Raw genomic sequence first — 17,440 nt, 5'->3', positions numbered from 1 at the left:
TATTGTGTGACTTAAGATTGCCTAGCGCACTGAGGACGCTGGCCTATACTGGTTAAACGTTAATTACGGTGTGTTTGTTTATAGGGAGTGGCTAATGACGGTTCAGCGCTTTTGTCTGGCACTTTTGCTGCTGCTTGCGCTGCCCGCATTGGCCTTGCCGCCGGTGTTAAATATCCCCAAACCCCAACCCGATTCGCAGGTGGCACAGGACTACTACACCCAGCTATTGCGTCTCGCGCTTGTTAACGGCGCTGCCGGGCGTGACATTCCGGAATTGCGCGAGACCAGTGTTATGGAGCAGGGGCGTGCGATTTATGAATTAAATCGCGGGACCAGTATTGATGTCTATTGGATGGGCACCAGCACTGAGCGCGAACAAAAACTGCGTGCAATTCGTATCCCGGTGGATCGCGGTTTAATTGGTTATCGCCGTTTTATCATTCGCGCTGATCGCCATCGGGAATTTGACGCCGTGAAAAGTGGTGCGGATTTAAAACGCCTGCTCGCTTGTCAGGGGCTGGATTGGCCGGATGTGGATATTATGCGCGCCGCTGCCTTGCGCGTGACTGAGGTGGCGGTGTTGGAGGGGCTGTATCAACAAGTGGTAGCCAAACGCTGCGATTATTTTCCTCGTGGTTATTACGAAGCCTTACCCGAATTAACCCAGCGCAAAAACTCCTACCCTGAATTAATTGAGCACAAAACCCTGGTATTGCATTATCCCTTTGCCGTGTACTTTTTTGTGGGGCGCGACAACGAAGAATTGGCGCAATGGATTGAGCAGGGCCTGGAGAAAATGATCGAGAAAGGTGAATTTCTCGCTTATATGAAAAACCATCCGCTCACCAGTCATGTTTTTCCGCTCAATAAAACCCTCGCGCCCCGACATACCATTCACATCCCCAATTCTTTTTTACCTGCCGATACAAACTACTCCAATTCGCGTTACTGGTTTCAACCCAGTGATTTTGAGTAGCCATTGACACAGTGCTTTCGCGTGGATCATTTGGATATTGCCGGGCTAGCCTATACTTAAAAATAGTATTGGGATTTTATGGCAACCATCGATTTAATTAATCCAGGTGAGTGGTGTGGGGAAGGGTATGAGGGCGAGCGCCGGGTTGGGCATTTTACTGCTAGCGGTTGCCGTCAATCTGGCGGCGGCTGAGTTGTCCGTGATAAAAATACCTCGCCAGCAGCCAAATATGGATATAGCACGGGATTATTACGTGCAGCTTTTACACATGACCTTGATTAATGGTGCTGCCGGGCGCGCCGTGCCCGAATTGCGGGAAACTACCTTGATGGAGCAGGAGCGAGCCATCTCTGAGCTAAATCGTGGCGGTTTGGTGGATGTCTACTGGATGGGGACTAGCCTTGAGCGTGAACGTCAACTTCGGGCCATTCGTATCCCGCTGGATCGTGGGTTGCTGGGTTATCGCCGGTTTATCATTCATCGTGATAATCAGGAAAAGTTTGATGCTATTGTTGAATATGAACAGCTAAAAAAATATCTCGGCTGTCAGGGCATAAATTGGCCCGATGTTCACATTATGCGCGCCGCGTCCTTGCGTGTGACAGAGGTTGCGTTATTTGAAGGGCTGTTTCAACAAGTGGTCGCCAAACGCTGCGACTTTTTTTCGCGTGGTTATTTTGAGGCACAGGCAGAGCTAAGTCAGCGTAGTGATATTTATCCAGACTTACAGCTACAGAAAACCTTGGTGCTGCATTATCCCTTTGCCGTTTACTTTTTTGTCAAACACGATAACGAATACTTGGCCAAGTGGATTGAGGATGGCTTGGAAAAAATAATTGATAGTGGCGAGATGATTGAGTTCATGACCAATCATCCACTTACCGCGCATGTTTTTCCGTTGAATAAAAAGGATTCACCACGCTATATAATTAACATTCCCAATCCACAACTTTCGCCTGATACCGATCACACCAATCCGCGTTACTGGTTTCAACCTGCAGACTTTTCGGCAACGGTTGAATTGGTGGTGCCTAAATAACGGGCGCGTTTGGCGGCTTTCATAAATTGCAGGTCACCAATAAATAAACCATCTACACAATTGCCAAATTCTGAGTCAACACTAAACGCTAGCAGGTGGTAGCCGCCTTCGTCGTAAAGTGCGGCATATTGTTTAAACAATACCGGAATTTTACAGTCCGCTTGATTAAACGCTTCCTGCAATACCGCAAAACCTTGCTCAGCATTAAGGCTGGCAAAACGCTGTTGCAAATCGATTAAGGCATCTTCATCGATATGGTGTGGGTGTTTACCTTCTGCCAGTGTTTCACTTTTCTCATCGGCATATTTTTGATAGTAGCGCTCGTAATAAAACACCAATAAATCGCGCAGTGGTTTGGGGTAGTGCGCGCTCATGCTCACCGGGCCAAATACATAGCGAACTTCGGGGGTATGATTTAAATAAGCGCCCAAGCCTTGCCATAAATAATCCAAACTGGCTTTGCCCCAGTAATCCGGGTGTACAAAACTACGGCCTAATTCCAGCCCTTGTTCCAAGTAAGGAGTAAGTGATGGATGAAAATCAAATAACTCGTTGGTGTAGAGTGCTTCAGCGCCTTTTTTCTGCATTAATTTATGGGCTTCACCCAAGCGGTAAGCGCCCGCGATGCACAGTTTTTCTTCATCCCACAATACCAGGTGGCGATAGTAGTGATCGTACTTGTCCAAATCGCGGCGGCTGCCAGTGCCTTCACCTACCAAACGGAAGGTTTGTTCGCGCAAGCGGCCCACTTCGCGCAACACCACGGGATGCTGTTTGTAGTCGCACAAAAAAATCTGGTGATTGTCGCGGGTGCTGCCAATTAATTGGGCGTTTTTGAATTCCTTTTTTAACGCGGCGCGGTCTTCCGGGTGGGCGATGGTTTTTTCGGTAATAAATGGCGTTGGCTGATTATTTTTGTTTTTGCCTTTGCCAATTTTATAGAGATGTTTTTTAAGACGTTTGATCAGTGCCTTGTCGGCCAGCTGATCGGATTCCAGTGATTGGTAGGGAATCACCTCACCAATACGGAATTTAATTTCCGCCGATTGTTTGTTAAACATTTCGTGCGCGAGCAGCGCGGTGGCGAGCGGTTTAAAAATCATTGAGGCGCTGTAAAACAGCAGTGAGTTTTTCGCTGAAACAAAAATCGGCAAAATGGGCGCCTGGGTTTTGCGCGCAAAATGCAGAAAGCCCGCCTGCCATTTTCCATCGCGAATCCCTTTGGGGCTCGCGCGGGAGACTTCGCCCGCGGGGAAGATAATAACTGCTTGCTCATCGTTCAGTGCCTGCAGGATATTTTTATAACTCTGCTTGTACGCCGCGCGCGTCATATTATCGAGCGGCAGCAATAAATCGTGCAGTGGCTCAAAGGTCATGAGCATATCGTTGGCAATAATTTTTACATCCTTGCGCACTTCGCTTACCAACCGCAACAGTGCCAAACCATCAAGCGAACCAATAGGGTGGTTGGCAATAATCACCACGCGCCCCTGCGCAGGAATATTATTGCGCTCGCGCTGGGAAACGCTGTAACTGAAATTGAAATAATCAAAAATGCGGTCGATAAAATCGATACCGCGATTGCCCTGATGCTCGCGCAAAAACGCGTTGATCTCACGCTCATGGGTGAGCTTGCGCAATATATTGAGGGTGGAGTTGCGCACTATGGGCGCTTGTTGGGTAAAACCGGGGAATTTATTGGTAATGGATTGTTCGATATTCAGCATGATAGTCATAACCTGAGCAGGACTGTTGCTCTGAGGTTATGACTGTGCTGTGACACTTAGGTGATGAAATCATGACAAATCTGTGACTGTCATGATTGAGCAGGGTTTATTGTGCGGCTGCTTGGGTCAGCTGCTCTTCCTGTTTGGCAAGCAATGACGCATAGGGTGCTTTTAAGCCAACCAATTTGCCGCTGTCGCTGATGATGTCCAAATGCTCTTGCAGGTCGGCATCAATCAAGCGCTGGCTTATTAGAATTTCGCCCTTATCGGGTTTTAAATAGTTGTTGTGTTGCACCACAAAATCTTTCAGCAGTGATTTATGGGAACTCACTGGCGCTGATAATTCATGTACAGCGGCAGCCAAATGCAAACGCGGGCTGGGGTTTTTGCCCGCGAGGTTGCTCAGCAATTGCGCAGCGCAGACGGCGCGAAAACTGCACTCGTAAAAGGCTTCGCCGGTGAAATCGATAATGAGTGTTTCGCCGGAGAGCATCTGGCGCTGGCCATCGTACAAATTCAACACGCCTTGCAATTGCTTTTCAAAACGGCGCAGCACGCTCGCGAAACTTTCGCTGTTGAGCTGTTGGTAGAGTTTGCTCATGTTGGTTATGTCCAAACTCAAGCGCACGGACACTTGTTTGGGGGCTTCCGGCTCTGGCTCGGGAATGTCTTCGATTGTGGGCATTTTTTCCACCACCGCCGTGACTATCTCGCTGGTGCTGGGCAGCTTGTCTTTTAACTGTGCCCACCACTGGCGTTGAATCGACCACCAAATGATTAACAGGGAAATACAAACACCGGCCATCCATAACAGATAAAAACGGTAATCACGTTCGGTGTGACGGGGCACATCCAGCGAGACTTCCAAATAGCCAGCCACATTGTTGTGCAGTGCAATGGGCGCCGAGAAATCGTAGCGCCGCCCGTTAATTACCTGATTAGGTTTAAAGCCGCTTTGCACCAGCAGTTTATTTTCCACATTGTGAATGGTCGCGCCGATAACATTCGGATATTGGCCCACTTCCAGCAAAATTGCCTGTAGGCTGACTAGGTCCTGCTGCAATGTGGCGTTGACCGCTTGGCGCGCCGCACTGTTCGCCAGCACCTGACCATAAAGGCCAATTTGCTCGCGCTGATTCTGTTCGCCGTTGCTGTGGTAAGACCAGGCACCCAATAGCCCCAGCGCTATAAGCAACAGGCTGCAGAGGGTGAGTTGTGGATAGGTTTTGTAGGTATTTATGAAAGCCATTTTATGGTTAAGTCCGTGTGTTCAAGGTTTAACCCCGGGTCCTGCCAGGGTCAGTCAAATAAGAGTGGCGAATTGACGAATAGTTGCAAGTATCTTATCGCTCTCTGTCGTGCAGAATCGCATTCTAGCCTAAGTTGCCCCACCTTGGCGAAATCTGCCCAGTGTCTTGATGAAAGCAGCAGGCTGCACAGAAGCTGCTGTGAGCTGCGAGTAATTCCGCTAGAATGCGCGCTTTATCCCGGCGCCCCGGCCAGATGCTGTCTGGCTCCTATTGTAGTGAGGCATTGTGAACGAAATTCTCTTAATTAATGCATCGGGTCAAGACAAACCCGGTGTCACCCACGCGTTAACCCAAGTGCTTACCCACGTCGGCGCGCGCGTATTGGACATAGGCCAAGCGGTTATTCACGATACCCTGGCGCTTGGCATTTTGGTGGAGCTGCGCATTTCCGCTGATGCTCGCACCCAATTATTGGCGGCGATTCAACAGGCTGCCACGGCCAAGGATATTCAAGTCCGCTTCCAAACCATCAGCCCCGAAAGTTACGAGCATTGGGCGGAGCAGCAGGGTAAAACCCGCCACATAGTCACTCTATTGGCGCGTCAGATTGACGCCACCATGATTGCCGAGTTGACGGCGGTGACCTCTAAACATGGGTTGAATATCGACATGATCAGCCGTCTCTCTGGCCGTGTTTCATTGGCGGAGTTAAAGGCTGAGGATTTGGCACAAGGCAGCGCTTGTGTTGAATTTTCTGTGCGCGGCACTCCAGCAGATATGGCCGCCTTGCGCGCGGACTTTATGGATCTCTCGGCGCAATTGAATGTGGATGTCGCGTTCCAGCGCGATACCGTTTATCGTCGCAATCGCCGCCTGGTCTGTTTTGATATGGACTCGACGCTGATTGATGCAGAGGTGATTGATGAGTTAGCCAAGGCCGCTGGTGTGGGTGAGCAAGTGGCCGAGATCACTGAAGCGGCAATGCGCGGTGAGCTGGATTTCAAGCAGAGTTTTGCCCGTCGCATGGCCTTGCTCAAAGGTCTGGACGAATCGGTGCTGGCGGGTATTGCCGCCGAGTTGCGCTTGAACGAAGGCGCTGAAAAACTGATCTCGTCACTGAAAAAACTGGGTTACAAAACTGCTATTTTGTCGGGCGGATTTAATTATTTTGGCCGCTATCTGCAAAACAAATTGGGTATCGATTATGTCTACGCCAACGAGCTGGATATAGTCGACGGTAAAGTCACCGGTGAAGTAAAAGGCATAGTGGTGGATGGTCAGCGCAAAGCCGAATTACTCGCCATGCTGGCCAAGCAAGAAGGCATAGCCCTGGAGCAAGTCATTGCCGTTGGCGATGGTGCGAACGATTTGCCGATGCTGAGTGTTGCTGGCTTGGGTGTCGCCTTCCGCGCAAAACCGCTGGTGAAAGCCTCGGCGGAGCACAATATTTCCAATTTGGGACTGGATGCTATTTTGTATTTGCTCGGTTTTCGTGAGCGCGACAGACTGCTTTAAGAATCCCTCCAAACCTCCCTTTGTTAAAGGGAGTAGCTAAATTCCCCCTCCCTTTGAAAAAAGGGGCTAGGGGATTAGCAAGGGAGATGAACAGAAAGAGTTTACGACTCCATATTAAAATCGTAATTCATGCCCGAACTCGGCTCCTGCAAATAATGCCCTTGAATATAGTGCGCGCCCGCTTGCCACAAGGTGGAGAGCACACTGGCATTTTCCACAAAGGGCACCAGCGTAATTTTGCTTTCTTCGTTTAACTTTTCAATTAGCTGAATCAGGGTTTCGGGGCTTTCATTGTTGTTTTGAATGTCGCTGGTAAACGAGCCGTCCACTTTAATCATGCCTGCTGCTACATGGGTAAGAGTATTAAACGGATTCAGTGAGCAGCCAAAGTTGCTGATGGAGAATTGTGTATTTAATTTCTTAATCCCATCGGCAAAATTCTTGGCGGCATTCAAGTGATTGGTGACATCAATTTCCTGCGCCTGGAATACCACCGCATCGGGCGATAGCTTGGCAGCTTTGAAGGCAACGGCGAGCCAGGGTAGCAGTGATTCATCGCACAGCGACTGGCGGCTGATATTGACGATAAGTTTGGTTTTATTGCCCTTGGCGCGATGCTGCGACAGCATTTTGATAGATTCCAAAATCACCCAGCGATCTATCTTGGTACAGGCACTGATGTTGGATGCCGCCTCAAAAAAGATATTTGGCGAAATTTCCGCACCACTTTCATCAATCATACGCAGATAAACTTCGTAATATTCCTCGTCGGAACCGCGCAGGCTGATGATGGGTTGGAACAATAGGCGGAAACGGTCATTGGCCAAAGCTTGTTGCAGCGTGGCGTTGATGTCGATCTTGATCTCACCCTTGGGTGAGTCGGGCTCAAACAACATGGCGCCATTGCCCTTGTTAGCCCTGACTTTCTCCATCGCTTGTCGCGCTTGTTCAATCACCGTGTTGGTGCTGGTGGTGGTTTCATTAATTAAGGAGATACCAATGCTGCAGGTCACCTGCAGGGTTTTATGGTCGATCTCGATAATATGACCTTCGATGTCTTTACACAGCTGTTGGGCGCGATTCACCGCCGCATCCGCTTTGAGATTGTGGGTAATAATGGCAAACGTGGAATCGCCGAGACGGGCGATAGTGTCACTGGTGTGGGCCTTGCCGCGCAGCAGGGTGGCAATGTCGACCAGTGCCAAGTCTGCCCCGGCTACACCAAAACTGTTTTTGATGCGTTCGCTGAATTCATCCAGTTCGATATAAAACAGGCAGGAATGTTGTTTTTCATCCACGTTATCAATGATGTGTTCAAGGTGGTTGAGTAGGTATTGGCGGTTGTAAGTGCCGGTAACCACATCCTGCCATTTGATTTGTTTGAGCTGCGCTTCCAGTTCTTCGTTGTTGCTGTGGGCGATGTGTGCGGATGCCGCGCGTGCCAGAAACTGAATGCATGGCTCTTCGTCATAGGTGACTAGCGACACTTCCAAATCAATATGGGTTTCGCTGCCATCTTCTTTTAAGCCAGTGAAACCAACGCTGCTGGATTCCGCATCATCGCCTTTGAAGACAAAATCTTTGAGGAAGGTTTTAAGCCGCGCCTGATCGGCTTTGGCCACCATATCCATAATCGGCATGGCTTCGATTTCGTCTTTGTCTTCATAGCCAAAAAGTTCGGCAAAGGATTCATTGGCGTAGAGGTAGAGGCCATCCTGAATAAAGGCAATGGCATCGCGCGAGCTATCTAACAATTGCTGGCTACGGCGCTCGGCTTCGCGAAAACGGCGGTCAGTATTGCGGCGTGCCTGGCGCTGTTCGCGGTTTTGCAGCTCGCGATCAATGACCAGCAACAGATGTTGGTCGTCATCCAGGTCGATAACATCAGCAGCGCCCAAACGCAGGCCTTCTACGACTGCAAACGGGCTTTCATCCTCGTCTGCTTCATATTGCAGAATTACCGGTACGTCTTTGTTAAGGCGGCGGATTTGTTTGATGGCGATCGCGGGAGTAGGAGCGGTGCTGTTCATATTGCCGATAAGCAGATCCCAGCTCTGCTCTTGCAGCAATTTTACCAATGCCTCTTCGCTTTCCACGTGTTGTGCGCGGCAGGGGTGACCGGATGCATGCAGCATACTTATCAGGCGCTCTGCCTCTGAACGCTGGTTGTTCAGAATCAGCAATCGAATCGTATCGTTACTAGTCATATGTCCATTCTATTGTCTGTCGAACTGACGGGGCGGCCTGAATCTGACTATAGCGCGTTTTAGTTAATACGCGCCGGATCCAGCCATTTTCCGCTGTGCGGCAGTGCATTTTTTGTGTGATGTGACCAATTTGTGCCGATAAGTCGAAAAACTCTACCTTGTGTCGCGAATTGCTTGCGTCGACCGGCGCTACTTGGGTGGCTATATTACTGAAATCAGGAACTTGCTCAACTTCATCATCGGTTTATGGGATCTGGTCGAGCCTTTTAGTTATATGGGGTGAATGATGCACTGTGCCCCAGGTTGCAACAACTACAGCGCATTACAGCTGGTTTCACCCGCCAACCCTGTTAGGCCTTTATTCCCATACGGAATTAAAATCGTCTTTGGCGCTGGTGGGTTCGCCGCTGGTGCTCATCAATTCGCGGAAGGCAAATTGGCTAAAGGCGCCCGTGGCAAATAACCGCTGGGTCAGCTGGATCGATTTATCTCCCGCTGTTTGACTCCCCGGTGCCGGTTGGCTGTAGAGCCGCGCCTTGTTGTATTCGTGAAAGGAAACCGCATTGGTAATCACACTGGCCGGTTGATTAACCGCGCGCAACTCGGGGATCTGCAGTGCGCGCAAGTATTCAGAGAGGGCACCGGTTTTGTGGACTATCGCGATAGCCACCGGCACGGCTTGGGGCGCCAGTATTTGAATGCCCAGCTGGGTAGCGCCCTTTATTTGATGCGCCCAGCGTACCACCCCAATCGCCCATTTGTTGCGTCCATACTCACGTAGCCCGAGCAATTCACCTGCACGCACCTGCACCGGAATTTCACTGCGCCATTCCAGGCCGTAACCACCCAGGCTGCGATCCACCAGCGGCACCTTGTAAATCGGGTGCAGCCCCTGATAGTCCACTTGTTCCCGCTCCAGCAGTTTTTTCTCAATATTAAAGGTGGATAAGGCTTTCCCCTCCAGCGGAGTGCCGCGCACATCAAATGCATCGCCCCAGGGGTCATCGTTATTCTGGGGGGTATTTTTTTTAAGCTGAACGCCGCGTTTTTGGAAGATGTCGCCTTTCTCCGGTGCCACCGCGACTCCGCTGCTGCGATTTAAGAACACATTGAATGCTTGTTCGTCCGCGAGGTGAAAATGGATGTTACTCAGCCCCACAGTGACTTCGATCTCGGCATTTACATCCTGCCGCTCAAAGCTGCGCAGTGCCAAATGGCTCCAGGCCTGCTCCAAATGTTTAACCAGCGCCGCGCTGAGTGCGACCGGCTTGTGATCGCCATTGCTCTCGCCAGTATTTTTGGCGAGTTCATCCAGTTTGGTAACTAATTGATGGGTGCGCAGTTCCAGTGCCGTCGTTGTTTCTGCAGCGGCGGCAGGGCGCCAGTGGGATTTATAAAAAGGTGAGCGGTTGCTGTTGGTCAGTACCACAAACAGGTTTTCTTTACCCTTGGGGTCGTAATCGTCCAGTTCAGCGCTGGCGGCCAAGGTTTCCAGCAGGTTGTAGGTATTTTCAATCTCGTCCTGACGCAGTTGGTTAGGGCGTGCCGAGGCGAGCAACAACACACGTAAATACTGGTTATGGATGGTTTTTACGTCGTGTTGGTGCGGCAGGCGGTCATCGACCGGAACTTGCGCAACACCCAGCGCGCAGGCGATTTGGTAGAGCGCATGAACTTCACTCCACACCTGGCTGGCGATGGGTAAATAAAGTTGGTAGGAGCGCAATACCAACAAGCCCAGCGCCGTTAGCGCGCGAGCAATCACCAGTGCTTGCAGGTCATGGGCTTCTTTTTTGAGGCCGGGTTTTTGGCACAGTTGGCGCACCAATATCAGGTAGCCGTTGAGAAAATGCTTCTGGATCGCTTGGGCAATAGTGGCCGTTTTCAGCGCCGCCTCTGGCAGAATCAGCGGTTGGTTCAGGTACTTGCGTGCGAGGCCATTGAGGGTGTGGTGTACCGGAATCCGCAGTAGCTCCAGAATCGCCAGGCGCTGCTCGCTGTTCATCTCCGCGCGGCTGATTTCATGCACGGCTTGATAGAGCTGGGCGCTGACTTGCTGTACTTGTGTGAGCGGCAAGGTTTGCAGCCATTCTTTTACCTGAGCCTCTTTGGCGCCGCGACAAAAACTCAACTGCGCCAGATCCTGTGTTGGCACGGCCAGTTTTTTAAGCAGTAAGTGAATCTCTGTTTCCTGGGTCATCGCAGTGCCATTACGGGTCATCGGTTATAACTATGTAATTGAATATAGACGATTTTAGATCTTTTAGTCTGAATTGCTGGCTGTTCAAGCCAAACTGGTTACAATTGGTCGAAATAACCATATGGCGGATGGCTGCATCTGCCCTGACAATAACAAGAATCGGAGGTGGGGAATGGGTTCCATGTCAATGAAACTCAAATTGATTTTGCTTGGGCTACTGCCCGGTATCGCTATTCTTATCGTGCTCTTGGCGTTAGTTAGTTCGCGCATGCAAGGCGTAGTTGATAGGGACATGGACATATTGCGCGACACCCTGCTCAGCGCGCATAAAAACGAACTGCGCAATTCGCTGGATATCGCCAGCTCCCTCGTTAAGCCCTTATACGATGCTGCTCCCGCGGGCGACTCCGTGCAAAAAGATCAGGCCATTGCTCTGCTGAAGCAGCTTAAATACGGTAAGGATGGCTATTACTTTGGCTACGACGGCAATTCAGTGCGGGTGTTTTCCGGTAGCGACAGCGCACGTATTGGCGACAGCTTTCGCGACTACAAAGACGTTAATGGTGTGTTCCTGATCAACGAGTTGGTCAAACAAGGGCAGGCAGGCGGTGGCTTTGTGACCTATCACTTCCCGCGTTTGGGGCAGGGCGATACCGCCTACCCAAAATTAAGCTATGCCATTTGGCTCGATAAATGGAACCTGATGCTGGGCACCGGTTTTTACATCGACAATATTGATGAAGCTGTCGCTTCGGCGCGCGCCGTGGCCGATGAGCATATTACCGCGACCCTGATGTGGGTGTTTGCGGCAGCGTTGGTATTGCTCGGGGCGATAGCGCTGCTTGCGGTGTATATCGCCAATAAAACTCTGGCACCACTCAATGGTTTGGTGCGCAGCCTTGAAGATATTGCGCGCGGCGGTGGCGATTTAACCCGCCGTTTAACCCGTACCAGCGACGACGAAATCGGCGCGGTAATCAGTGCCTTTAACAGCTTTGTCGATTCCATCCACGGCATGATCCAACGCATCCAGCAGCTCACCTTGCAGGTTGCCAGCATCGGCCAGCAGGTATCGCAAGACACCAGCGCTACCCACCAAACCCTGGATAACCAGCGCGAACAAACCCTGCAAGTCGCCAGCGCTATTAATGAGATGGCAGCGTCGGCGGTAGAAGTGGCGCGCAGTACCCAGGACGCAGCAACGGCAGCCAATGTAGCGGAATCCACCACCAAAGATGCGCAAACAACGGCGGCCAAGTCTATCGATAACATTCAGGCGCTGTCGTCGGAAGTCAAACTCAATACCGATGGTTTGCAGCAGCTGCAGAAAGAGGTAAACGGCATTGGCGCTGTGTCGGATGTGATTCGCGGCATCGCCGAGCAAACCAACTTGCTCGCGCTCAATGCCTCTATCGAAGCGGCGCGCGCCGGTGAACAGGGGCGCGGTTTTGCGGTGGTGGCCGACGAAGTACGCGCCTTGGCAGCCCGCACCCAAGCCTCTACCGAAGAAATCCAACAGATGATCCAACGCCTGCAAGCCAGTACCACGGCAGCGAGCGATTCAATCAAACGCAGTTTGGTGAAGGGGGATGTCTCGGTGCAAATGGTGTGTGCAACATCGGATGCGCTCGGCGCTATTGATCAACAGGTCAGCACTATTAGCCAGCGCGGTTTGCAAATCGCCACCGCCGCCGAGGAGCAGACCCAAGTGATTGAGTCCATCAATCGCAACATGCACGCCATTGCTGATGCCACAGAATCCGCCAGTCGCTACGCTGCCCGCTCCCAGCAGTCAGGCAATGAATTGGCGAGTGTTGGTACGGAGCTGCAGCAGTTGGTAGGGCAGTTTAAGACCTAATTTTGATCACTTTTGGTGCGTAAAGTGAGTGGCGCTCTTTCCTGTTCATGAGACATCTATCTGCTTGGTGCACCATTCAATAACAAACCGGTGCCCGCGCCCCAAAAATATGCATTTAGATGATGCAAAAAATAGTCGATACCCCAGTTCCCTCTTGCTTGCCGCAGTGAGGGAGTGGGGTTGATGTATTTAAAAATGCTATAAAAATCAATCTGTTGAGCGTTTTTTTGGGATTCGTTTGCACGAAATTACCTAAAGCGCCACACCTTATCAGCCACTGGCATAGCGCTTGCTAAACCCCTCTTAATGAGGAGTTGCAAACCTATGTCTGAATCCATTGTTAAAATCGATAGCAAAACCGAGACTAAAAACGAAAACAAATCCGTGCGTTCGGTATGCCCCTACTGCGGCGTTGGCTGCGGCATGGTGCTGGAAACCGACGGTAAAAAAATCACCAAAGTCAGTGGCGATAAAAACCATCCTGCCAATTTTGGCCGCTTGTGTACCAAAGGTCAGACCAGCGCCCAAGCGCTCACCAACTCTGGCCGTATGGAATCTGCCTTTGTGCGCAGTGAACGCAACCGCGACCCGGTAAAAACCTCCATGGCGCAGGCGATCAGTACTACCGCCAAACGCCTGCGCGAGATTCTGGATACTCACGGCCCCGATGCCATCAGCTTTTATGTCTCGGGGCAGATGTCCATTGAATCCCAGTACCTCGCCAACAAACTCGCTAAGGGTTTTTTGCGCACCAACAATATCGAGTCCAACTCGCGCCTGTGTATGGCGAGCGCGGGCGCGGGTTACAAACTCTCCCTCGGCTCCGATGCGCCGCCCGGTTCCTATCAGGATTTTGATCACAGCGATTTGTTTTTGGTGATAGGCGCGAATATGGCGGACTGCCACCCGATTTTGTATTTGCGCATGATGGATCGCGTCAAAGCCGGTGCAAAATTAATTGTGGTTGATCCGCGCCGCACTACAACTGCAGACAAAGCGGATCTGTATTTGCCGATCAAACCCGGTACTGATCTCGCATTGTTAAACGGCCTGTTATTTTTGTTGCACAAAAATGGCAAAACCGATGCAGAATTTATTTCACAGTACACCCAAGGCTGGGAAAGTTTTCCGGAATTTTTAGCGGATTACACGCCCGAAAAAGTGAGTGAAGTTACCGGTCTTTCTGTTGAACAATTAATTAAAACTGCTGACATGATCGGCAATGCGCCCGAGTTTATGACCTGCTGGACTATGGGCTTAAACCAAAGTACCCACGGCACCTGGAACACTAACGCGATTTGTAATTTGCATTTGGCGATGGGAAAAATTTGTCGCCTCGGTAGCGGCCCTTTTTCACTCACAGGACAACCCAATGCCATGGGCGGACGCGAAATGGGTTATATGGGCCCGGGTCTGCCAGGGCAGCGCACATTATTAGTGGAAAAAGATCGTGAATTTATCGAGCAAATGTGGGGCGTTGAACCAGGCAGCATCAGCACCAAACTCGGCAAAGGCACCGTCGATTTATTTGAGCGAATGGCTGCCGGTGAAGTAAAAGCCTGCTGGGTAATTTGCACCAATCCGGTAGCGTCTGTGCCCAATCGCAAAATTGTGATTGAAGGTTTGCAAAAAGCGGAGCTGGTTATCGCGCAGGATGCGTTCCTTGATACCGAAACCAATCGCTACGCCGATATTTTATTGCCCGGTGCGTTATGGGCAGAAGCGGAAGGGGTGATGATCAACTCCGAGCGCAATATCACGCTCATGCAAGAAGCCGTGAATCCACCCGGTGAGGCCATGGCCGATTGGGAAATTATTGCGCGCGTCGCCTGCGAAATGGGTTTTAGTGAGGGATTCAGTTTTAATTCTGCGGCAGATGTATTTGAAGAAATCAAACAAAGTTACAACCCCAAAACTGGTTACGATCTGCGCGGTGTTAATTACACACGTTTGCGCGAGTCACCACTGCAATGGCCCTGCGCCGATGAAACCTCTACGCGCAATCCTATTCGTTATTTAAATACCGGCATCAATCAACCGCTTAAAATCGCGGAGGACGGCAGCAAACCCTTTATTCAATTTGCGACTGATTCCGGCAAAGCAATTTTTCACGCGCGCCCCCATGTGGATGCGGCAGAAATGCCGAGTGCTGAATTCCCCATTATTCTGAATACTGGCCGCGTGCAACATCAATGGCACACGCTCACCAAAACCGGAAAAATCGCCACGCTCAATAAATTAAATCCTGGCACTTTTGTGGAAATTAATCCGCAGGATGCAACCGAGTTGGGCATTAAAAACAAAGACAAAGTGGAAATCCGCTCGCGTCGCGGTTACGCGATTTTGCCTGCAGTGGTGACTGATCGGGTACAACCAGGTTGCTGTTTTGCACCGATTCACTGGAACGATGTTTACGGCGATAACCTCTGCATCAATGCTGTGACCAGCGATAAAATCGATGCAATTTCCCAGCAGCCAGAATTAAAAGTGGCTGCGGTCGCATTAAAACGCGTAGAAGTGTTTGCCGAAGCAAGCGACTCCACCGACGACTCCGCACAAAACGCCAATAGCCATGAGTACGACTATGAAATGCCCATGGCCTTTGCTGCAGTGAGCGAGGAAACCAGCATCACCTTGATTAAAACCTTCGCTAGCAAAATCGGTGTAGTGGAAGCCGTAGCACCCGAATTTTCCGATGCTGAGCTGATTTATTTGGGCGGTTATGTGAGCGGCCTGCAAGCCAGTGCCAAGGCGATTTCCGCCGTGCCTGCGCTACCTGCTGATGCGCCCATCGCACCGCCGCATCGCACCTGGGTAAATGGTTTGCTCGCTGGAATGTTTAGTCGTGTGCTGCCTGCAGGTGTTGCCGCCATGGGGGTGGTTGCACCTGCGCAAGCCAAACCGGAATTGGTGCTGCTCTGGGCATCACAAACCGGTAATGCAGAAGCGCTCGCCGAAAAATTCGCGCAGCAATTATCGGTGCAGGGTTGGGCGGTTAATCTCCAATCCATGAATGATTATTCGGTAGAAAAACTGGCAAAGAATAAAGTTGTAGTATTTGTTACCAGCACCTTTGGCGATGGCGATGCGCCCGATAACGGCGGCGATTTCTGGGGTCAGTTAACCAGCGATACCGCACCGGATTTAAGCGCTGTGCAATTTGCCTTGTTGGCGTTGGGTGATTCCAATTACGACCAATTCTGTGGTCATGGCAAAAAATTATTTGCGCGCTTACAGGCATTGGGTGCTAGCGCATTGGTAGAGCGGGTGGATTGCGATAGCGATTTTGAGTCGCCAGCAGCAGAATGGTTTGTTAAGCTCAGTGAGCAATTAGCACCCCTAACTTCTGTTATCACAGCATCTGCGGCGAATTCATTACCCTCCATGACTGCAACTACTAATTCAGCGGCCACCACAGCTCCCGCCTATACGAAAGCGAATCCCTATGCTTCGCGCTTGGTTGTTAATCAACGTTTAAATCGTGATGGCTCGGGTAAGGATGTTCGCCAATTCGGCTTTGATTTGGGCGATTCCGGTATTGACTATGAAGCCGGTGATGCGCTGGGTGTTTGGCCAAAAAATTGCCCTGACTATGTCTTTGAGCTTGAGCAAGCGCTGAACTTTAATGCAGAAGCGCCTGTGGTTGTGGACACCCACGAAAAACCGCTGCATCAAGCGCTGCTGGAAAATTATGAAATTTGCCGCCCCAGTTTGGAGGCGCTGAATTTTATTGCGCAGCGCAGCAATAGCAGCGAATTAAAAAAGTTACTCGATGCAGAACACAAAGCTGAATTACAAGAATGGCTTTACGGTCGTCAACTTGCGGATATTCTGCAAGAGTTCCCTATTCGCGCGGGTGTGGATGAATTCTTGCCGCTACTAAAACGTATGCAACCGCGTTTATATTCCATCGCCTCAAGTTCAAAAGCGCAACCAACCCGAATTGACCTGACGGTTTCGGCGGTGCGCTATAGTCGTTTCCGCGACAGCAAAAAAATTCGCAAAGGTGTTGCATCAACCTTTTTGGCGGATCGCGCCGAAGGCGTTGATGTTCCCATCTTCGTTCAGCCCAGCAAACATTTCCATGTGCCGGAAAATGGTGATACACCGTTGATCATGGTCGGCCCCGGCACGGGTGTTGCTCCCTTCCGTGGATTTTTACAAGAGCGCCAGGCACGCGGTGATGCGGGTAAAAATTGGTTGTTCTTCGGTGAGCAACACGCCGCCAGCGATTTTTATTATCAGGATGAAATCCAACAATTCCAAAAAGACGGTGTGCTGAATGAATTAAGTCTCGCCTTCTCGCGCGATCAAACACAAAAAATCTATGTGCAAGACCGTATGCGCGAACGCGGCGCCGAATTGTGGGAATGGTTAGAGCAGGGTGCTTACTTCTGTGTCTGTGGCGACGCCAGTCGCATGGCAAAAGACGTAGACCAGGCCCTGCGCGACATCATCCAGCAATACGGAAAATTTGATGAGGCCGAAACCGTTAACTACATCCGCAAATTAAATATGGATAAACGCTATTTGCGCGATGTGTATTAACACATAACTAGTAACTTCTTTGGTTATTAAAAAATCCCTCGTCAGTGAAAGTTGGCGGGGGATTTTTTTTGCTCAAATATCGCACTATTCTTGGTGCATATAAATTTGCTATTTTATGGG

At 50.5% G+C, this 17,440-nt stretch carries 9 protein-coding genes; 5 read left to right on the top strand and 4 right to left on the bottom strand.

All coding sequences use genetic code 11. The annotated features are described in order from the left end of the window. Nucleotides 1-94: 94 nt before the first annotated feature. Both O59_RS12900 and O59_RS12895 read left to right on the top strand, forming a co-directional pair. Nucleotides 95-976 (top strand): hypothetical protein, encoded by an 882-nt coding sequence (locus tag O59_RS12900; protein ID WP_007643396.1) that lies wholly within the window; start codon nucleotides 95-97, stop codon nucleotides 974-976. 115 nt (nucleotides 977-1,091) lie between these two features. Next, nucleotides 1,092-2,015 carry a hypothetical protein gene (locus O59_RS12895; protein WP_232283086.1) on the top strand — a complete coding sequence of 308 codons (924 nt, stop codon included), beginning with the start codon at nucleotides 1,092-1,094 and terminating at the stop codon, nucleotides 2,013-2,015. Here the strand turns inward: O59_RS12895 and O59_RS12890 are convergent. Both O59_RS12890 and O59_RS12885 read right to left on the bottom strand, forming a co-directional pair. Continuing rightward, nucleotides 1,967-3,742, bottom strand: a complete 1,776-nt coding sequence (locus O59_RS12890) for a lysophospholipid acyltransferase family protein (protein ID WP_007643393.1) — start codon at nucleotides 3,740-3,742, stop codon at nucleotides 1,967-1,969. The genes O59_RS12895 and O59_RS12890 overlap by 49 nt on opposite strands. A 106-nt stretch (nucleotides 3,743-3,848) precedes the next feature. Continuing rightward, nucleotides 3,849-4,991, bottom strand: a complete 1,143-nt coding sequence (locus tag O59_RS12885; protein WP_007643392.1) for a hypothetical protein — start codon at nucleotides 4,989-4,991, stop codon at nucleotides 3,849-3,851. A 286-nt stretch (nucleotides 4,992-5,277) separates the two neighbouring features. Between O59_RS12885 and serB the strand changes: the two genes are divergently transcribed. After that, nucleotides 5,278-6,507: a phosphoserine phosphatase SerB gene (gene serB, locus O59_RS12880; RefSeq protein WP_007643391.1), complete on the top strand. Its 1,230-nt coding sequence runs from the start codon at nucleotides 5,278-5,280 to the stop codon at nucleotides 6,505-6,507. A gap of 101 nt (nucleotides 6,508-6,608) precedes the next feature. Here serB and O59_RS12875 read toward each other — a convergent pair whose 3' ends face one another. Together O59_RS12875 and O59_RS12870 are read right to left on the bottom strand one after the other, a co-directional pair. Beyond that, nucleotides 6,609-8,714, bottom strand: a complete 2,106-nt coding sequence (locus O59_RS12875; protein ID WP_007643389.1) for an EAL domain-containing protein — start codon at nucleotides 8,712-8,714, stop codon at nucleotides 6,609-6,611. Nucleotides 8,715-9,072: 358 nt separating this feature from the next. Continuing rightward, entirely contained in the window at nucleotides 9,073-10,914 is a 1,842-nt protein-coding gene (locus O59_RS12870; RefSeq protein ID WP_157152567.1) for a hypothetical protein, read from the bottom strand. Nucleotides 10,915-11,095: 181 nt separating this feature from the next. Here O59_RS12870 and O59_RS12865 point away from each other — a divergent pair, with 181 nt between their 5' ends. Both O59_RS12865 and O59_RS12860 read left to right on the top strand, forming a co-directional pair. After that, complete coding sequence (locus tag O59_RS12865) at nucleotides 11,096-12,772, top strand: methyl-accepting chemotaxis protein (RefSeq protein ID WP_232283085.1); 1,677 nt, start codon at nucleotides 11,096-11,098, stop codon at nucleotides 12,770-12,772. A gap of 324 nt (nucleotides 12,773-13,096) precedes the next feature. Further along, nucleotides 13,097-17,320, top strand: a complete 4,224-nt coding sequence (locus O59_RS12860; RefSeq protein WP_007643384.1) for a bifunctional nitrate reductase/sulfite reductase flavoprotein subunit alpha — start codon at nucleotides 13,097-13,099, stop codon at nucleotides 17,318-17,320. Nucleotides 17,321-17,440 lie beyond the last annotated feature (120 nt).

The organism is Cellvibrio sp. BR (assembly GCF_000263355.1).
Classification (GTDB): Bacteria; Pseudomonadota; Gammaproteobacteria; order Pseudomonadales; family Cellvibrionaceae; genus Cellvibrio.
The sequence above is the reverse complement of the archived record's forward strand: the minus strand, read 5'-3'. Positions and strand labels throughout refer to the sequence as shown.